This window comes from Streptomyces sp. SD15, assembly GCF_054462255.1.
Genome location: NZ_JBTLMO010000009.1, coordinates 155915 through 174178, shown reverse-complemented (window position 1 = coordinate 174178; position 18264 = coordinate 155915). Strand labels below are relative to the sequence as shown.

Here is an 18264-nt window from a genome sequence, read left to right as displayed (position 1 = left end):
GGGCACCAAAAACAAAACCCCTCATCTAGGAGCAATCGTGGCGCGCGACATCGCGGCTCCCTCCACCGTTCCCTCCCAGCACAAGGAACTGATCTCGTGGGTCAACGAGATCGCAGAACTGACGCAGCCGGACAGCGTGGTCTGGTGTGACGGATCCGAGGCCGAATACGAGCGGCTGAGCGAGGAGCTCGTCCAGAAGGGCACCTTCAAGAAGCTCGATCCGATCAAGCGACCCCACTCCTACTACGCCGCCTCCGACCCGACCGATGTCGCGCGGGTCGAAGACCGGACGTTCATCTGCTCCGAGAAGGAGGAGGACGCGGGCCCGACCAACCACTGGAAGGACCCCGCGGAGATGCGGGAGATCTTCACGGGAGATCAGGGCGTCTTCCGTGGCTCGATGAAGGGCCGGACGATGTACGTCGTCCCGTTCTGCATGGGCCCGCTGGGCTCGGACCTCTCCGCGATCGGCGTCGAGATCACCGACTCCGCCTACGTCGCCGTGTCCATGCGCACCATGACGCGCATGGGACAGCCCGTCCTGGACGAGCTCGGCTCCGACGGGTTCTTCGTGCGTGCTGTGCACACGCTCGGAGCGCCGCTGGCCGAGGGCGAGGCGGACGTGCCGTGGCCGTGCAACTCCACGAAGTACATCTCGCACTTCCCGGAGTCCCGCGAGATCTGGTCGTACGGCTCGGGTTACGGCGGCAACGCGCTGCTCGGCAAGAAGTGCTACGCCCTGCGCATCGCGTCCGTGATGGCGCGCGACGAGGGCTGGCTCGCCGAGCACATGCTGATCCTCAAGCTCACGCCGCCGCAAGGTGAGTCGAAGTACGTCGCCGCCGCCTTCCCGAGCGCCTGCGGCAAGACCAACCTCGCCATGCTGGAGCCCACCGTCTCCGGCTGGACGGTCGAGACGATCGGCGACGACATCGCCTGGATGCGGTTCGGCGAGGACGGCCGCCTCTACGCGATCAACCCCGAGGCCGGTTTCTTCGGCGTCGCGCCCGGCACAGGTGAGCACACCAACGCCAACGCGATGAAGACGCTGTGGGGCAACTCCGTCTTCACCAACGTCGCGCTCACCGACGACAACGACATCTGGTGGGAGGGCATGACGGAGGAGACTCCGGCCCACCTGATCGACTGGAAGGGCAACGACTGGACACCGGAGTCCGGGACGCCCGCCGCACACCCCAACGCCCGCTTCACCGTTCCCGCCGCGCAGTGCCCGATCATCGCGCCGGAGTGGGAGGACCCCAAGGGCGTGCCGATATCGGCGATCCTCTTCGGCGGACGCCGCGCCACCGCCGTACCGCTGGTGACGGAGTCCTTCGACTGGAACCACGGCGTCTTCCTCGGTGCGAACGTCGCCTCCGAGAAGACCGCCGCCGCCGAGGGCAAGGTCGGCGAGCTGCGCCGCGACCCGTTCGCCATGCTGCCGTTCTGCGGCTACAACATGGGCGACTACATGGGTCACTGGGTCGACGTCGCCAAGGACAAGGACCAGGCGAAACTCCCGAAGATCTACTACGTGAACTGGTTCCGCAAGAACGACGCGGGCAAGTTCGTGTGGCCGGGCTTCGGCGAGAACAGCCGTGTCCTGAAGTGGATCGTGGACCGCCTCGACGGCAGGGCCGAGGGTGTCGAGACGCCGATCGGCATCCTGCCGGCCAAGGGGGCCCTGGACACCAAGGGTCTCGACCTGTCCGAGTCCGACCTCGACTTCCTGCTCACCGTCGACAAGGACGTGTGGCGCGAGGAGGCGGCGCTCGTGCCCGAGCACCTCAACACCTTCGGCGAGCACACACCGAAGGAGCTGTGGGACGAGTACCGGGCGCTGGTGCAGCGCCTGGGCTAGGTCCTGCCATGGATCTCCGCGGCCGGTCCGACATGCCCTGACCTGCGACGTCGTCGCGATCGGCCGCGGTGGCACCATCCCGGGAGGCCGGGGCCCGCACAACGGTGTGCGGGCCCCGGCCTTCTGGTGATGCGGTTGACGAATCTGGTCGGCGGTGTCTCCGGCACCCCAGGGGTGCCGGAAACCGCCAACACTTTGGCCCGAAGTGTTGGCGGTTTCCGAGAAGGGTCCCCGGCAGCGGATCGGCGACAGCGTCTTCTGGTGTGCGGGGCACCGGCTTTCTGGTGTGCGGGCCCCGGACGTCGGCCGTCGTGGGGTCGAACGTAATCCCGGCCCTCATTTCCGCCATCACCTCTGCCCCGACGGGGATTTCGCGGGACACTCGGGACATCCTGCAACGAACCCTGAAATGAGGTGAGCGGGATGCGCACGCCGGTCAGCGACCCCATGAAGATCGGGCCGTACCGCATCGTGGGGCGGCTGGGCTCCGGGGGCATGGGATGGGTGTATCTCGGCCGGTCGCCCGCCGGGCGCGAGGTCGCCGTCAAAGTGGTGCGGCCGGAACTCGCGGCGGAGGACGAGTTCCGGGAGCGCTTCGCGCGCGAGGTCGCCGCCGCCCGGGTGGTGAGCGGCGCGTACACCGCCGCCGTGGTCGACGCCGACACCGAGGCCGAACTGCCCTGGCTGGCCACGATGTACGTGCCCGGACCCTCGCTCGCCGAAGCGGTTCGCACCGACGGCCCGCTGCCCGAGCCGCAGGTACGCCGGCTCGGCGCGGGCCTGGTCGAGGCGCTCCAGGCCATCCACGCCGCCCGCGTGGTGCACCGGGACCTCAAACCCGCGAACGTCCTCCTCGCCTCCGACGGGCCCCGCGTTATCGACTTCGGGATCTCCCGCGTCGACGGCGCCCCCGGGCTCACCCTGACCGGCGTCGTGGTCGGCACCCCGCCGTTCATGTCGCCCGAGCAGGTCAAGGGGGCGCGGGTGGGCCCGCCGAGCGACGTCTTCTCCCTCGGCGGGGTCCTGGTGTACGCCCTCACGGGCCGGCCGCCGCACGGCAGCGGGGAGGCGGTGCGCTACCGGGTCGCCCTCGCCGAGCCCGAACTCGACGGCGTACCTGAGGCAATGCGGGAACTGGTCGGGCGCTGCCTGGCCAAACGTCCCGAGGACCGGCCCCCATTGGACGTCCTCCTGACCGAGTTGCTGGAGCCGACTCCCCAACCGGCGTCCTGGCCGCCGCCCACCGTGGCCCGGAGCATCAAGGTGCGCACCCGCGACCTGGCGGTCCGCCGTCGCAGTGGTACGAGCGTGTCCGTGCCCTCCTGCCTGCTGCTGCACGCCCAGGCACTGCTGGACGCGGGGCTGACCGACGCGATGGTCGCCGAGGCGGTGGGCCGTGGCGACGCCTGAGTCGTTTCCCGGCCGGGAGCCTTTTGCCGGCCGGGATCACGAGGTGCTCGAAGTGGGCGCCCACTGGCGGAGGTTGGTGCAGAACTGGGTGGCGTTACGGAATTACCACACCGTGACCGACACCGTTTCCGTGTCCCTGCAATTCGATCTCAAGGAGACGGGACGGATGGTCACGGTGCGCTTCATGACGACCAAAAGGCTCCTTGTCGCCTTCGCGACGGACGGTCATTATCTGCGCCAGGACCAACTGGCCGTCGCCGCCGCGGCATCGAACGCATGGAATACCGAACAGTTGAATCCCATGCTGTCCGTGTGGGACGTACGAGGGCCGCGTCCGTGTCTTGCCGGGGTCTGCGATCTGCCGCTGACCTGCCGGGTGACACAAACAGATTTTGATGCTTTGGCCAGCGATTGGGTGGAACGGGCGCGGCAGATGTTCATCCGCTGCCACCAGGTTTTCAAGTTGTAGAAGTGAAACGCGCTTTGTGGAAGTGAAAGCCGTCAGGTGCCCCAAACCCCTTCCGGGCGCACGCCGGTTGCCCTCACTATGGGCGAGTGCCTTTCGGGCCACGGGGGTTTCCATGAGACGTGCACTGTATTTCGTCGCGCTTTTGGGGTTGTTGGTCGCGGTGGTGCCCGCGGGGGCGGTTTCGGCGGCCGAGGAGTGCGGCGGGGACTTCGAGGCTCGCCTGCGGTGCTGGTCCCAGTGGATCGACGAGGGGACCGTCGTCGTCAGGCTGGACGACGAGGTGCCCTTCGACGGCAAGCAGACGGACCGCGGAGCCCTCGAGAAGACCGTGTGGGACAACAGGGAGCGCCTCGTCGTCCAGGTGCCGACAGGGCAGCGCACCGGAGAGGGCGGCACGGCGCTGCTGCTGCTGGCGTCGACCGGCTATGTGGCCGAGGACGCCACGATCTCCCGGCTGACAGGGCCTGCCCTCAACGAGCTGGAGACCGTCGGGGCCTGCCACCCCAAGGACCCCAGAGACCTGTGCGCCCGGCTGGCCGACGGCGAGCTGAAGGGCCGTGATCTGATCGCCGCGAACGGGACGGCGTACCGCTCCGCGCGTGCGTACTCCATCGCCCCCACCCCCTCCGACCGACCCACTCCCTCCGACCGACCCACCCTCGTCGAGTCGCCCGCCCCCAAGGAGCCGACCGCCGACGGGAACTCCTCCACCTTCGACAAGGCCACCCTCGCCGCCCTGTGTGCCGTCCTCGTCCTCCTTCTCGCTTTCCTCCTCATCCTCGTCCGCCGCTCCTCCCGGGGCTCCGGACACACCCACCGCCTCGCCGCGCCCGGCGTAGGAGCCGTGCCGGCGTCCGCGCACACCCGGGCCGAGGACAAGACGACCACCCGGATCAGGGTCACACCGGGCCCCCGGTACGGACGTGAGGTCGGCGGCAGGTCGGGGCCCGCGAGGTCCGCCGTCGTACGCACCGAACTGCACCCCCAGGGCTATGTCGAGCTCGACCACGTCCTGTACCGGGCGGTGTGGGCGGAGCCCGGGCGCCCGCCGCCCGCCCCCGGCGGACTCGTCGATGTCACCGACGCACGGGAGCGGGACTCCGACGTCCTGTACGCCTTCCCGCCCGCCGCCGGACGGCACGCCAAGGGCACCCGGCCCTGAGACCCCGGCCCTGAGACCCGGCCCTGAGACCAGGAGAAACAGAGATGTACAGCGAACACCCGCCCACCATGCCGGCGGAGTACGCCGACATCGAGTTCGAGAACAACGCGCAGCGCCTGCCCCTGGTGCTCTGCCTCGACACCTCGAGCTCCATGGCGGGAGCGCCCATCCAGACACTCAACAACGCGCTGATGGAGTGGACCCGGGAACTGCACGACGACGTCAGCCTCAGCTACAGCGTCGAGGTCGCAGTCATCACCTTCGGCGGCCAGGGCGTCGGCGCCTGGCGCGGGCCCCAACTCCTCCCCCCGCGCGCCCCGGTGAGCCCCTTCGTACCCGCCCACATGTTCCGGCCGCCGCAGCTCACCGCCGCCGGGGTGACCCTGATGACGGAGGCGCTGGAGCTGTCGATGCACATCGTGGCGGCCCGCAAAGCCGAGCTGCGCGCCTCCGGACTCCAGTACTACCGGCCGCAGATCTGCCTGGTCACCGACGGACTGCCGACCGACGGCACGGGCCATCTCACCGACTCCTGGCACCGGTTGATACCCGTGCTCGCCGAGGAACAGATCGCCCGCCGTTTCCGGCTGTACGCGATCGGGGTCGGCGGCATCACCGACATGGGCGAGCAGGTGCTCCAGGCCTTCGCGCCGAAGTTCAACGCCCGGCTGCAGGGATTCCCGTTCCGCGAGCTGCTCCAGATGATGTCCGCGAGCGCGAACGCCGAGCAGAAGGGCGCGGGCGACGAGGTCTTCGAGAAGATCTTCAGCCAGTTCAAGACCCAGCGCCCGGCCTGGGAATCCTGACCCATGGCCGGAGCCGAGAAGCTCGAGTCGACGCCGTGGCGCATCCACGGCATGAGTGTCGAGGGCTACCGCCACCGGCGCCAGGGCCTGCCCTGCCAGGACGCCTGTGCCTACACGGTGTCGAATTCGGTGGCGGTCCTCGCGGTCGCGGACGGCGCGGGCAGCCGGCCGCGCTCCGAGGAGGGGGCGCGGCTCGCGGTCGAGCTGGCCGCCGAGCACTTCGCCCGTCGGGCCGCCGCGGCAGCCCAGAGCCAACCCGGCGACAGCGTCCACGAACTCCTCGAGGACGCCTTCCACGACGTCAGCAAGACATTCCTGGACACCACCGGCGCCGACGCCGCGGACTTCGCCACCACCCTCACCGTCGTGGTGCTCGCCCCGGGCTGGCTCGGCCATCTCACCGTCGGCGACGGCTTCGTCGTCCTACGAGCCGGTACGGAGGACGGCGAGCGCCAGTTCCATCTGCTGCCGCAGGCCGCCGCGGCCAGCGAGTACAGCAACGAGACGGTCTTCCTCACCTCACCGGACGCGGCCCGCTGGGTGCACACCGAGTGCGTGTCCGACGAAGGCGTCGACGGGGTGCTGCTGTCCACCGACGGACTCGCCCAGGCCGCGCTCGCCCGCTCCGGCAACGGCGCGCAGAGCCCGAACGCGTCCTTCGCCGACGCCGTGTTCCGCTCCCTCGACACTCCCGGACCCGTGCCCGACACCGCCCACGAGGGGCTGGCCACACTGCTCAGGTCGGACCGGCTGACCGCCCTGAACGCCGACGACAAGACCCTGCTGCGGGCCGTGCGCAAGGCGCGCCCATGAGCGGCCTCACCGTGTTCCTGGACGGCAAGCCCGTCACCCTCGCGGAGCTGCCGCTGAAGGGCGGCGGCCAGGCGGCGGTCTTCCCGGTGGTCGGCGACGACAGGACCGTCGTCAAGCTCTACCGCGAACCCCCGGGCCCGGAACAGGAGCGCCGGCTGACCCGGATGCTGACCATGTCCCCGCTCGCCGCCCGCCCCACCAACGCCTCCCAGCCGCCCGAACTGGCCTGGCCCACGGCCCTCGCCCGCAGCGCCCGGGGCGACTTCCTGGGCTACGCCATGCGCCGCTTCGGCGAACCCGAACACGTCCAGCTGATCGGCCTGTTCACCCGCGCCCAGCGCCTCAAACTCTTCGCCGAGCGGGCCGACTGGCGCTTTCTGCTCGGCGTCGCCTGGAACCTCGCCTTCATGACCGCCCGCATGCACCACGACAACCTCGTCATCGGCGACTTCTCCAGCAACAACGTCGTGGTCGACGGACACGGCTTCGTCACCTTCCTCGACTGCGACTCCATCGCCTTCACCGACCCGCTCACCGGGGAACTCTTCCCGTGCCTCATGCACACCACCGACTACTCGTCCCCCGAGCGGCAGGCCGGCGGCCCCGCCACCCGCGCCACCGACAACTTCGCCCTCGCCGTCCTCGTCTACCAACTCCTCACGGCCGGCAACCACCCCTTCGGCGGCGTCCCGCACGACAGCGCGTCCGAGTCGACCGTCAAGGACAACATCGCCGCCAGCTGCTCCTACGTCGTACGCCCCGAGCTGGTCGTCATCCCACGCGGCACCATCGACCCCACCGTCCTCCCCGCCGACCTGCTCACCCTGGCCCGCGCCGCCTTCGGCCCCGGTGTCCTCGCCCCGGCCGCCCGGCCCCCGGCGGAAGCCTGGCTGCGCGCCCTCGACAAGGAGCGCTCCCAGGTACAGATCTGCCCACTGCGCCCCCTGCACGCCTACGGCTCCCATCTCCCGTCCTGCCCCTGGTGCACCCGCGCGGCGACCACCGGCCACGACGTGTTCAACGGGCCCACGCCGGTGCCGCTGCCGGACCCGCCGCCGCAGGAGGAGAACGAGAAGAAGACGGGCGAGACCTGGTCCAAGGCGCTGAAGGTCGCCCTGTTGATCGCGGTGGTGGTGATCCTTATGGTTCTCGCGGTGCGGTCGGGATGAACCCACACTGCGAGGACCGCCTACGGGAAGTCTGGGCGGTCAACGCATCCGGCTGGGCCGGCACCACTGGACGCTCGAGCACACGATGTCCTGGCTGGGCGGCTGCCGCCGCCTGCACCCCCTCGTCACTGGCCCACCCTTCCGTCGACGCACTCGCGCAACAGGTCGGCGTGCCCGCAGTGACGGGCGTACTCCTCGATCCTGTGCACCATCAGCTCCCGAACCGCGATCCCGTCCTTCCCCAGACGCTCGCTCAGATCCGGGTGCTCGGCCAGCGCGGCGTCGACCTCGGCCTGCTCGGCGACAGCTCCGTCGAAGTCCGCGTCACGCTCGCCGTACAGCTTCGGCAGCGGATCACCGTCGCTGATCCAGTTGCGCCAGTCCCGTTCCACCTCGACGAGGTGCCGAACCAGGCCGAACAGCGACATCGTCGACGGCGGAACCGACCGACGGGCCAGTTGCTCCGCATCCAGGCCCTCGCACTTCATCCGCAAGGTCATGCGGTAGCCCGCCAGGAAGTCCTGCAGCGTCGCAAGCTCGCCGTCCGGACTGACTCCTTCGCTGTGGCGGGGGTCGTCGTCCGGGTCAACCCACATGTCGGGGTGGGTGGTTGCCCGGCTCTATCGTGCGGGTTCGTCACTCATGCGTTCCATGTTCGTCCGTGAGGACCCGAGCTCGCTAGTGCCCCGCGCTTGAAGCGTTCTTCAGGTTCGGGTGCTTGTGGGCGGATCCATCACCAGGTACAGCTCGCCTTCGACGGGGTGGGCTTCCGCTACGAGCGCCCCCGGTCCTCCAAATACCGCGTGTGCGACTCCTGGCGGCGGGCCTCCGTCTCCCGTAGGGCGGCGGCCAGGCGGTCCGCCTCCTCGTGGAGGAGGGTGAGTTGGCGTTCCAGGTGGCGCTCCGGGGGTTCGGTGCCGGGGGTCAGGCGGGTCCACCACCTTGTGCGTACGAAGGTGTCGACGGCCTCGGGGATGTCCTGGCGTACGGCGCGGGACAGGGCGTGCACGCCCTCCGGGTCCTGGGCGAGGACCGCGGCCACCCAGCCGGGGTCCAGCAGGGCGGTCAGGATTTCGGTCAGCTCGGTGAGCCGGCCCGCGGCTGCCGGGGGCAGCTCGATGCCGTTCAGATAATCCCGGAGCTTTCCGAAGTCAACGCGCAGTTCGTCGAGTTGGGCCGAGGGGTCCGGGAAGTCGGGGAGCGGCGGGCGCTCCGGCGGGGCGATCAGGGCGCCCGCGCCGTACAGGCCCACCACGACGACAGGCCAGTACGCGCCCGCGAGCCCGGTGAAGGTCAGGGCGAGGCCGACGAGCCCGCAGGCGCTGCCGGTGAGGTTCTTGCGGGACTCGAGATAGCCGACGAACTTATTGGTAGCCACGGATCTCCTCGAAGGCGCCGTCGAGCGAGCCCTTCTGGGCGTCGAAGAGACGGCCGCCGGTCAGGTCGGCGATGTGCTGGAGTTCGCCACGGTCGGAGTCGCCGAAGAGGATCGGGAAGACGGGGATTTCGCGCTCCGCGTCCGGCAGTGCGCGGTAGAAGCCGTCGAAGTGCTCCGGGTCCGCGCCCGCCGTGTTCTCGCCGTCCGTCATCAGCACGATCGACGTGAATGTGTCGTCGTCGGCGCCCAGATGCTCGTACGCCTTCTCCAGCGAGGTGAAGATCGCGGTGTCGCCGCTGGCGCTGAGGGCGCGGGTGTCGGCGCGGATGCCGTCGAGCCCGGTCTGCGGGTCGGCGGGACGTACGAGGTGGGTGCGGACGCTCTTGACCTCCGATCCGAAGGGCATCAGCGTCACTTCCTCGCGCTCGCGGAAGTCGCCCGTCAGGGAGGTGAGTGCCTTCTTCAGGCGGTCGAGGCGGTCGCCGCGCATCGAGCCCGAGGTGTCCAGGACGTATACGGTCCGGGAGGGCCGGCGGAGCTGGTTCTCGTACGAGTCGAGGAGCCCGTCGGCGACGGACCGGCTGCCGGGAAAGGGCAGTTCGCGTCGGCGGCTGGTGTCGAGGCCCGCGGCCGGGGCGACGGAGGCGACGACCGGGCGGCGCAGGGTGGTCTCGGTGATCTGCCGCTGGACGGCCGGGGTGCGCAGCGCCTCGGTGAGACGGCGGACCGTCTCGCGGGTGTCCTTGCTGGAGGAGGCGAGCGAGGTGAGCGGATAGTCGGCGGTCACCACGCCGTCGCTCGGGCGGATGACGGTGAGCCCCTTCGTGCCCTTGAGGACCGACTCGTAGTTGAGCAGGGCGTCCACGGTGCCGCGCCGCTCGTACGCCTCCGCCAGCCAGCCGGAGGAGCCCGAGGTCAGTTTCTGCCCCTTGAAGAACTGCTTCAGCCGCGGCGTCGCCTCGTCCACGTCCGCGTCGGTGAGTGCCGACTGCGCTCCGGACAGGCCCGAGGCCACCGAGATCAGCGTGGAGAAACCGGAGTTGGAGTCGGCCGGGTCGGTCATGCCGTACGTCAGTTTCCCGTCCGTCACGGCCTGGTCCACCTGCGACCAGGTGACGTCGTCCGGCTGCCAGTCCAGGGCGCTCACGGTCGCCGGCTTCACCCCGATGGCCACCGGGCTCGACATGATCGGCGTCTCCGAGACGACCTTCTTCGCCGCCTCGGGGCGCAGCCGCAGATAGTCGTTGGAGGACAGCCACAGCGCGTCGTACGAGTCGTCCACCGTGCCCTTCGCGAGCAGGTCGACGGCGGTGAGTGTGCCCATGTACGTGGGGCGGACCGTGATGCCGGTGTCCTCGCGGACCTGTTCGAGCACCGGGGCCATGTCGGCGAGTTCGCTGGAGGCGAGGACGCGCAGGGTGCCGGGCCGGGGGGCGTTGTCCTCGGGCTGCGGCTGCTGCTGCGTGGTGCACGCGGTGAGCAGCGCGAGCACCGTCAGGGCGGCCAGGCGTACGTGTCTCATGCGAGCCCGCCTTCCAGGGCGCCCTGCGAGCGGCTGCGGTCCAAGTAGGCGGACGCGTGCTGGAGTTCGGACGTCAGGGACTCGACTGTCGCGGCCATGGCCTCGGTGGCCTGGACCTTGTACGTGTCGATCGCGTCGAGCGTGCGGTAGATCTGCTGGAAGGCGCTGCGGAGGGTCTCCGCGCCGACGGCCGGGTCGGCGGCGATGCGCTGGATCTCGCCGCTCTGTGTGGCGAGCATTTCGGCGTTGCCGCGGATGAGGTCCTCCGTGGTGCCGCGCAGGGCGTTGACCTGGTCGACGACCTTGCGCTGGTTGTCGAGGGCGGAGGCGAGCATCACGGAGATGCGCAGCGCGGAGACCGTGGTGGTGGCGGCGCGGTCGACGCCCTTGATCAGCTCGTCGTTGTTGCGGCGTACGACGTCCATGGCGAGGTAGCCCTGTGCGCACACCGCCAGCTGGGTGAGCAGGTCCTGGTGCTTCTGGCGTACGGGGAAGAGGACGTCGGAGCGGAGGGTGTCGGCCTGGGCCGGGTCCGTGGCCTCGGCGGTGGCGATGTGTTCCTCGACCGCCGTGTCCAGGGCCTGGGTCAGCACGACGTACTCCTGGAGCTTGCCCATCGTCTCCCAGAGCCGGACGCGTTCGGTCTGCAGGGCGGCGTTGTCGCGGCGCAGTTCGTCCTGGCCGCCGCGCAGTGAGCCCACGATCTTGTTCAAGGTGGCCTGCGAGGAGGCGTACTTGGCGACGTGGTCGCGCAGTTTGTTGCCGCCCGGCAGCTTCGACAGGAACTTCCGCCCCTTGCTCGCGGACAGGTCGCGCGGGTCCAGGTCCTCCACGACGCGCCGGAGTTCGACGAGCGAGCCCGCGACGTGCGACTGTGCGTCCTCGCCCTTGGAGGGCAGACTGCGGATGGTGCGCTCCAGCATGCGGTTGGACTGCGCCGCGGCGCCCCGCATCTCACTGGCGCCCAGGCCCGCGATCTCTCCCACCTTCCCGGCGAACTCCGGGGAGCGGGCGTCCAGGACGGCGAGCCCGCCGACGTATTCGGCCGCGCGCCGTGCCATCTCGTCCTGCACGGACGGGTCGACGGGCACCAGCCCGCCCGCCTTCTCGCGGGGCACGGGTGTGACGGCCTCGGGAGGTGTGAGCGTCAACTCGTTGTGTTCGGTGGTCATGTGGTGCTTCCCCCTAGTTTCCGGCCCGGCGCGTCATCTCGTGCAGCACCTTGGAGGCGGGCACGGGCGCCTGCCGGACGCCGGTCAGCTTCTGGTTGAGATACCTGGCCCGGTCGGCGGTCGCCGCCGTGAACTCCGCGGCCGTGCCCTGCGGCCGGAACCCGTGCCGCACGGCGAGCTTGCGCAACGCGGGGTCGGTGCTGAGGAGTTCACCGAGTGCGCGGCCTTCGGGAGTGAGCGGTACGACGGTGTGGTCGCTGTTCGCCGTGGTGTCCGGGTAGAGGACGGTGAGGTCGCCGACGTCCTCGCCCTGGATGAGCAGCGAGGCGACCTGGGACTCGTACGCGAGAACCAGCGGGTTGCCGGCGCCGCTGATGAAGTCCCGGAATGCCGCGTCCGTGCTGGACTGCTGGGCCCCCTGGACGCTGATGAGCTTGCGCATGAGGGGCGCGGTGCGCTCGACGGCGGCGGTGTCCGCGGCGACCCGGCCGCCGTCGGCGACGTACGAGGCGGCGGCGAGGTAGAGCGCGCCGGAGTTGGAGGTGGCGGGGTCGGTGGTGGCGATGTAGAGGGTGCCGGTCAGTTCACCGTGCGCCTTGGCCCCCTTGAGCTGCTGCCACGTCCGGTCGCGGCGGGCCGCGTCGAGATACGCGGTCATCTTGAGGGTGCCGGTGTTCTTGTCCAGCGTTGCCAGGCCGTTGTCCTCGAGCACCTCGGCGGCGCTGCGATGGGCGACGACCACGAGGGGCGAGTAGAACGGCCGGGGCAACGGCTGCCGTACGTCGTACTTGTCGGCGAGCTCGTCGGCCGGAGCCTGGCTGGAAGGGAAGGCGAAGTCGTACCCCTTGAGGTCCAGGCCCTCCATGGCCCAGGACCCGGAGGTCTCCGTCTTCACGGTGTAGCCCTTGGCAGCGAGGGCCTTCACCACGTCGGGATCGGCGAAGAACTCCGCCTTCTCCGATCCGATCACTCCTTGCACGGTCTTCGTTGCCGTGCCCTTGTCCTGGTCTTCGCGGCCTGCGACGACGGCTGCTACCACGCCGCCGATCAGCAGGACCGCCAGGACGATTCCCGCGATGCGTCTCACACCGAGGAGAGTGCTCCCGGAACCCAACATTCCCCGTGGCGGCGGGTGAACGGGGAGTGTCGGACCTATCCCGGTATGCAACCGGAACGGCAGCCTCCGATGACCGGACCGACCGGCGGGTGTGTGGCGCCCGGTCCGCACGTCGCTGCGGGTGCGCGCGGACCGGGGCCGTACGGGGGAGCCGTGGGCTCGGGTGAGCCTGTCGGCTCAGTGGGACGCGAGTTCCCTCGGGTCGGTGGTGGCGGCGTGGGCGTCCATGCGCTCGGCGGACAGGATCGCCGCCGCCGTGTCCGCGCGGGACGCCGCGACGACGAGGGCGCGGCCGGCGAGGGCGTGCGCCCGCTGGTGCAGGGCCGCGAGACGTGACTCGTGGCGGGCGGCGGCGGCCGACGCTCGCAGGGGCGGCAGCCCTCCGCGCAGCCGGGCCACCTGCTCGGCGAGCCGTCCGGCGGCGGCGTCCAGGTCGTCGGACGGCGCCAGCGCGCGCAGCTCGTCCGTCACCGCCAGCAGCGCCGCGAGATGACCCGCGAGCTGGATGTCCAGCTCCTCCTCGCGCGACCGGTGGGGGAAGTCGGAGGTGGTGCCGGCCATCGTGTGCACCGACTTGGTACGGATCGGTTCGTACATGGGATGGCCTCCTGTGCTCTGACAGGAAACCATCCTAGCTTGGATTTCGTCTAAAGTTGAGTCGGGTCGCGGAGCTCGTCAGAACGCGCACACAGGGTGAGCGTCACGGCTGGCTGTAGCCGTCCAGGAAGTTCCCGATCCGGGTCACCGCGTCCGTCAGGTCACCCACGGTCGGCAGGGTGACCACCCGGAAGTGGTCCGACTCGGGCCAGTTGAAGCCGGTCCCCTGGACGACCATGATCTTCTCGCGGCGCAGCAGGTCGAGGACCATCCGCCGGTCGTCCTTGATCTTGAAGACCTTCGGGTCGAGGCGCGGGAAGAGATACAGCGCCCCCTTGGGCTTCACGCAGCTCACCCCCGGGATCTGCGTCAGCAGCTCGTGCGCGACATCCCGCTGTTCCTTCAGCCGCCCGCCCGGCAGGACCAGGTCGGTGATGGTCTGCCGTCCGCTGAGTGCGGCGACCACCCCGTGCTGGCCGGGCATGTTCGCGCACAGTCGCATGTTCGCGAGGATCGTCAGGCCCTCGATGTAGGAGTCGGCGTGCGCGCGGGGGCCGGAGATCGCCACCCAGCCGACCCGGTAGCCGGCCACCCGGTAGGCCTTCGACATGCCGTTGAAGGTGAGGGTGAGCAGGTCCGGGGCGACCGAGGCGGTCGGGGTGTGGGTCGCGCCGTCGTACAGGATCTTGTCGTAGATCTCGTCCGAGCAGACGAGGAGGTTGTGCCGGCGGGCGATGTCGGTCAGCCCGCGCAGCATCGCCTCGTCGTACACCGCGCCGGTCGGGTTGTTCGGGTTGATGATGACGATGGCCTTGGTGCGGTCGGTGACCTTCCGCTCCACGTCCGCGAGGTCGGGCATCCAGTCCGCCTGCTCGTCGCAGCGGTAGTGGACGGCGGTGCCGCCGGACAGGGACACGGCGGCGGTCCACAGCGGGTAGTCCGGCGCCGGTACGAGCACCTCGTCGCCGTCGTCCAGCAGGCCCTGCATGGCCATCACGATCAGCTCGGAGACGCCGTTGCCGATGAAGACGTGCTCGACGTCCGTCTCGATGCCGAGGGTCTGGTTGTGCATGACGACGGCGCGGCGCGCGGCCAGCAGGCCCTTCGCGTCGCCGTAGCCGTGCGCGGACGACACGTTGCGGAGGATGTCCTCGAGGATCTCCGGCGGGCACTCGAAGCCGAAGGCGGCCGGGTTGCCCGTGTTCAGCTTGAGGATGCGGTGACCGGCCGCTTCCAGCCGCATCGCCTCCTCGAGCACCGGACCCCGGATCTCGTAGCAGACGTTGGCGAGCTTCGTGGACTGGATCACCTGCATGTCCGTGAGCTTACGGCCGCGTAACGCATCGCGGGGCGTGTTTTCCACCACGTGAGACGTGGCGCTATGACCCCCTTTGTCTTCTCGCTGTGCCGCAAGCCCTTGCGGTATCTAGAATCCGCCCTCATGTCCTGGCAGAACGGCGAATCCGAAGCCATACCCGAAGCCGCACCGAAGGTGTACCTCCCGCAGAGCGATGGCGCGGCGCCGCCGGCCTACGAGGCGTACGCGGACCCGGCCGAGGCGCACGGCTGGCGGAAGACGTACGTGGACGGCGGCGACACCGCCGTGCTCGACGCCGTCCCCGACGTACGGGATGCCACGGCCGAGGATCCGTCGGGCCGCCACGACCGGCTGCTGCGCCGTCGCCGGGCCCGGCTGTTGCGCCGGGGGGCGGTGGCCGGTGGGGCGGTGTGCGTCGTGCTGCTCGCCGCGGTGGTCTCGGGGCTCTTCGACTCCGGAACGTCCACGGATCCCCGGCCCTCGGGGCGGAGCGAGAGCGACGGTGACCCGGAGGCGACCTCGTCTCCCGAAGCGGCGGCGTCGACGGCGTCGACGGACGGTACGACGACGACCGCGGGAGCGTCGGCCACGGCCGCGTCGCCCGGAGGGTCCCAGGCGTCCGGGGGTCCCGCCGGGGCCTCCCCGAGCGCGACCGCGTCCGCCTCGGCCGCCGCCTCCGCGAGCGCGGCGGAGCCGAGCGGGACCGGAACCTCCAGCGCCACGGCCGAACCGGGTCAGGAGACCTCGAACGGCAACCCGGGTCGCGGCAAGGGTGCCACCAAGAAGCCCAATTAGCCGCCGTTTCCCGCTGGTTGGCCGATCTGCAGGCCGGAAACAACTCCTTGCCCCCTCATGCCCCTCCCTTCACAATGCGCATGACAAAACTGGAAGTGGCCGGAAGATCTCCGGTCGCCCACGTCGCAAGAGGGGACCCCCACATGAGAAAGCCTCTCGTCGCCGCGCTCTTCGCCCTGGTGATCGCCGGGGCGGGCGTGGCACCCGCGGTCGCGGCTCCCGCGCCGGAAACCGCGGCGGCCGAAACCGTGACCGCCGAGACCGCGACCGCATCCGCCGAGACCGCGGCCGCACCCGCCATTCAGGCCGTCGACTTCGCCGGCACCGTCTCGCTCAGCAACTGCTCCGGCTCGGTCATCCGCATGCCCGCCTCCGAGGCCGACGACCCCGCGCTCGTGCTCTCCAACGGCCACTGCCTGGAGACCGGCTTCCCGGAGCCCGGCGAGGTCATCGTCGACCAGGCCTCCACCCGCACCTTCGGCCTGCTCAACTCCGCCGGTACGAGGGTCGCGACGCTGCGCGCCAGCAAGGTCGCGTACGCGACGATGACCGACACCGACGTCACGATCTACCAGCTCACCAGCACCTATGCGCAGATCCAGAGCGCGTACGGCATCAGCGCGCTCACCCTTCAGGACACGCACCCGGTCGCCGGCACCGCCATCAAGGTCGTCTCCGGGTACTGGAAGCGGATCTACACCTGCGCCATCGACGGCTTCGTGTACCGCATCAAGGAGGGCGACTGGACCTGGAAGGACTCGGTCCGCTACACCTCCGCCTGCAACACCATCGGCGGCACCTCGGGCTCGCCCGTCATCGACAACGCCACCGGCAAGGTCGTCGCCGTCAACAACACCGGCAACGAGGACGGCGCGACCTGCACCGTGAACAACCCCTGCGAGGTCGACGCGAGCGGCAACGTCACCGTCCGCCAGGGCATCAACTACGCGCAGGAGACCTACCAGATCGTCCCCTGCTTCGGCCTCGACAACAAGCTCGACCTGAGCCGCACCGGGTGCACCCTGCCCCAGCCGTAAGGAGTGACGAGTAACGAGTAAGGGGTACGGGGCGGGCGGTCACCGGGGAGTACGGCGGACCGCCCGCCCCGCGAGGACGTCCGTGCGCCGCCCGTCCTCGATGACGAAGCGGCCGTCGATCAGGACGTACGGGATGCCGACGGGGAGCGTGCGCGGCGCCTCGAAGGTCGAGCCGGCGGCGACCGTGTCCGGGTCGAAGAGGACCAGGTCGGCGCGGTAGCCCTCGCGGACCAGGCCGCGGTCGGGGAGGCGCAGCCGGGCCGCCGGGCGCGAGGTGAGGTGGGCGACGCACTCCTCCAGGGAGAGGATGCCCAACTCCCGCACGTACCGGCCGAGATAGTGCGGGAAGGTGCCGTACGCGCGCGGATGCGGCTTGGCGCCGCGCAGGATGCCGTCCGAGCCGCCGGTGTGCACACGGTGCCGCATGATCGTGCGGACGTTCTCCTCGTGACCGACGTGCTGGAGGATCGTGGAGCCGAGCCGGTCGTCGAGGAGAAGACGGCGGGCGATGGCCCAGGGGGTCTCGCCGCGTTCGTCGGCGGACTGCTGGATCGTGCGGCCGATGTGGGCGGCGAGCGCCGGGTCGGTGACGCCGGAGATCTCGATCGTGTCCCACTCGATGGGAACGCCGTGGCAGCCGTCCGCGCCGATGACCTCCATGTGGTGCCGGATCCGTTCGGCGGTGTCGTCGTCCGCGAGGCGCGCGAGGATCGCCTCCGGGCCGCCCTCGCCCGCCCAGCTCGGCAGCATCGCCACGAGGGTGGTGGATCCGGGGGTGTAGGGGTACGTGTCGAGGCTGATGTCCGCGCCCTCGGCGAGCGCGTGGTCGAGGAGGGCGAGCAGCTCCGGCGCCCGGCCCTCGTTCACGCCGAAGTTCATGGTGGCGTGGGCGAGGTGGAGCGGGCAGCCGGCCTCGCGGGTGAGGGCCACCATCTCCTCGTACGCCGCCAGGGCGCCCGCTCCGTACGAGCGGTGGTGCGGGCAGTAGTAGCCGCCGTACTCGGCGACCACCCGGCACAGTGCGGTGAGTTCCGCGTCCTCGGCGTACATGCCGGGGGTGTAGGTGAGGCCGGAGGACATGCCGACGGCGCCCTCCCGCATGCCGTCGGCGACCAGCTGCCGCATGCGGTCCAGTTCCCTCGGGGTCGCCGGGCGGTCGTCCCAGCCGACGGCGAGCATACGGACGGTGCCCTGGGGGATGAGATAGGCCGCGTTCACCGCGATGCCCTCGTCGAGCCGGTCCAGGTACTCGCCCACAGAGCGCCAGCTGAAGTCGATGTCGTCGCCGGGGCCGTTCCAGCCGGTGATCGCGCGGCGGACCTCGGCGAGGGTGCGGTCGTCGACGGGGGCGTACGACAGTCCGTCCTGGCCGATGACTTCGAGGGTGACCCCCTGTGCCGCCTTCGCGCTGTGGTCCGGGTCGCGAAGCAGGGCCAGGTCGCTGTGGGCGTGCATGTCGATGAAACCGGGGGCGAGGGCGAGACGGTCGGCTTCCAGCGTCCGGCGTCCGTGCAGTCGGGGGCCGTTTCTTCGGATCGCGGCGATGCGGCCCGCGTCGATCCCGATGTCGGCGTCATACCGGGCCTTGCCCGTGCCGTCCACGACGGTGGCGTTTCTGATCACCAGGTCCATGCGTGC

The 18264-nt window shown here is 70.2% G+C and carries 17 protein-coding genes; 9 read left to right on the top strand and 8 right to left on the bottom strand.

Annotated elements, in window-relative coordinates:
- The first annotated feature begins 37 nt into the window (after positions 1 to 37).
- The 7 genes from ACX28W_RS11965 to ACX28W_RS11935 all read left to right on the top strand — a co-directional run bounded on the left by ACX28W_RS11965 (position 38) and on the right by ACX28W_RS11935 (position 7690).
- On the top strand, positions 38 to 1861 hold the full coding sequence (locus ACX28W_RS11965; RefSeq protein ID WP_458998878.1) for a phosphoenolpyruvate carboxykinase (GTP): 1824 nt from the start codon (positions 38 to 40) through the stop codon (positions 1859 to 1861).
- A 423-nt stretch (positions 1862 to 2284) separates the two neighbouring features.
- Positions 2285 to 3271 (top strand): serine/threonine-protein kinase, encoded by a 987-nt coding sequence (locus ACX28W_RS11960; RefSeq protein ID WP_458998877.1) that lies wholly within the window; start codon positions 2285 to 2287, stop codon positions 3269 to 3271.
- On the top strand, positions 3258 to 3740 hold the full coding sequence (locus ACX28W_RS11955; RefSeq protein WP_458998876.1) for a hypothetical protein: 483 nt from the start codon (positions 3258 to 3260) through the stop codon (positions 3738 to 3740). Before ACX28W_RS11960 ends, ACX28W_RS11955 begins: the two co-directional genes overlap by 14 nt.
- 112 nt (positions 3741 to 3852) lie before the next feature.
- Positions 3853 to 4902, top strand: a complete 1050-nt coding sequence (locus ACX28W_RS11950; protein ID WP_458998875.1) for a hypothetical protein — start codon at positions 3853 to 3855, stop codon at positions 4900 to 4902.
- Positions 4903 to 4946: 44 nt separating this feature from the next.
- Positions 4947 to 5708, top strand: a complete 762-nt coding sequence (locus tag ACX28W_RS11945) for a vWA domain-containing protein (RefSeq protein ID WP_458998874.1) — start codon at positions 4947 to 4949, stop codon at positions 5706 to 5708.
- Between the two features lie 3 nt (positions 5709 to 5711).
- Complete coding sequence (locus tag ACX28W_RS11940; RefSeq protein ID WP_458998873.1) at positions 5712 to 6521, top strand: PP2C family serine/threonine-protein phosphatase; 810 nt, start codon at positions 5712 to 5714, stop codon at positions 6519 to 6521.
- Entirely contained in the window at positions 6518 to 7690 is a 1173-nt protein-coding gene (locus ACX28W_RS11935; RefSeq protein ID WP_458998872.1) for a hypothetical protein, read from the top strand. The genes ACX28W_RS11940 and ACX28W_RS11935 overlap by 4 nt, the downstream gene beginning before the upstream one ends.
- 125 nt (positions 7691 to 7815) lie before the next feature.
- On the opposite strand, the gene ACX28W_RS11930 is transcribed toward ACX28W_RS11935, so the two are convergent.
- From ACX28W_RS11930 to ACX28W_RS11900, 7 genes are all read right to left on the bottom strand, one after another.
- Positions 7816 to 8286 carry a mycothiol transferase gene (locus tag ACX28W_RS11930; protein WP_458998871.1) on the bottom strand — a complete coding sequence of 157 codons (471 nt, stop codon included), beginning with the start codon at positions 8284 to 8286 and terminating at the stop codon, positions 7816 to 7818.
- Positions 8287 to 8462: 176 nt separating this feature from the next.
- Positions 8463 to 9068 (bottom strand): hypothetical protein, encoded by a 606-nt coding sequence (locus ACX28W_RS11925; protein WP_458998870.1) that lies wholly within the window; start codon positions 9066 to 9068, stop codon positions 8463 to 8465.
- Positions 9055 to 10590, bottom strand: a complete 1536-nt coding sequence (locus tag ACX28W_RS11920; protein ID WP_458998869.1) for a vWA domain-containing protein — start codon at positions 10588 to 10590, stop codon at positions 9055 to 9057. The genes ACX28W_RS11925 and ACX28W_RS11920 overlap by 14 nt, the downstream gene beginning before the upstream one ends.
- Complete coding sequence (locus ACX28W_RS11915) at positions 10587 to 11762, bottom strand: toxic anion resistance protein (RefSeq protein WP_458998868.1); 1176 nt, start codon at positions 11760 to 11762, stop codon at positions 10587 to 10589. The genes ACX28W_RS11920 and ACX28W_RS11915 overlap by 4 nt, the downstream gene beginning before the upstream one ends.
- Positions 11763 to 11775: 13 nt before the next feature.
- Positions 11776 to 12849, bottom strand: a complete 1074-nt coding sequence (locus tag ACX28W_RS11910; RefSeq protein WP_458998867.1) for a hypothetical protein — start codon at positions 12847 to 12849, stop codon at positions 11776 to 11778.
- Between the two features lie 207 nt (positions 12850 to 13056).
- Positions 13057 to 13476: an SCO4983 family protein gene (locus ACX28W_RS11905; protein ID WP_458998866.1), complete on the bottom strand. Its 420-nt coding sequence runs from the start codon at positions 13474 to 13476 to the stop codon at positions 13057 to 13059.
- 103 nt (positions 13477 to 13579) lie between these two features.
- Entirely contained in the window at positions 13580 to 14791 is a 1212-nt protein-coding gene (locus ACX28W_RS11900) for a pyridoxal phosphate-dependent aminotransferase (protein ID WP_458998865.1), read from the bottom strand.
- A gap of 126 nt (positions 14792 to 14917) precedes the next feature.
- Here ACX28W_RS11900 and ACX28W_RS11895 point away from each other — a divergent pair, with 126 nt between their 5' ends.
- Together ACX28W_RS11895 and ACX28W_RS11890 are read left to right on the top strand one after the other, a co-directional pair.
- A complete protein-coding gene (locus tag ACX28W_RS11895) occupies positions 14918 to 15589 on the top strand; it encodes a hypothetical protein (protein WP_458998864.1) in 672 nt (223 codons plus the stop codon).
- 143 nt (positions 15590 to 15732) lie between these two features.
- On the top strand, positions 15733 to 16626 hold the full coding sequence (locus ACX28W_RS11890) for a S1 family peptidase (protein ID WP_458998863.1): 894 nt from the start codon (positions 15733 to 15735) through the stop codon (positions 16624 to 16626).
- Between the two features lie 39 nt (positions 16627 to 16665).
- On the opposite strand, the gene ACX28W_RS11885 is transcribed toward ACX28W_RS11890, so the two are convergent.
- Positions 16666 to 18258: an N-acyl-D-amino-acid deacylase family protein gene (locus tag ACX28W_RS11885; RefSeq protein WP_458998862.1), complete on the bottom strand. Its 1593-nt coding sequence runs from the start codon at positions 18256 to 18258 to the stop codon at positions 16666 to 16668.
- Positions 18259 to 18264 lie beyond the last annotated feature (6 nt).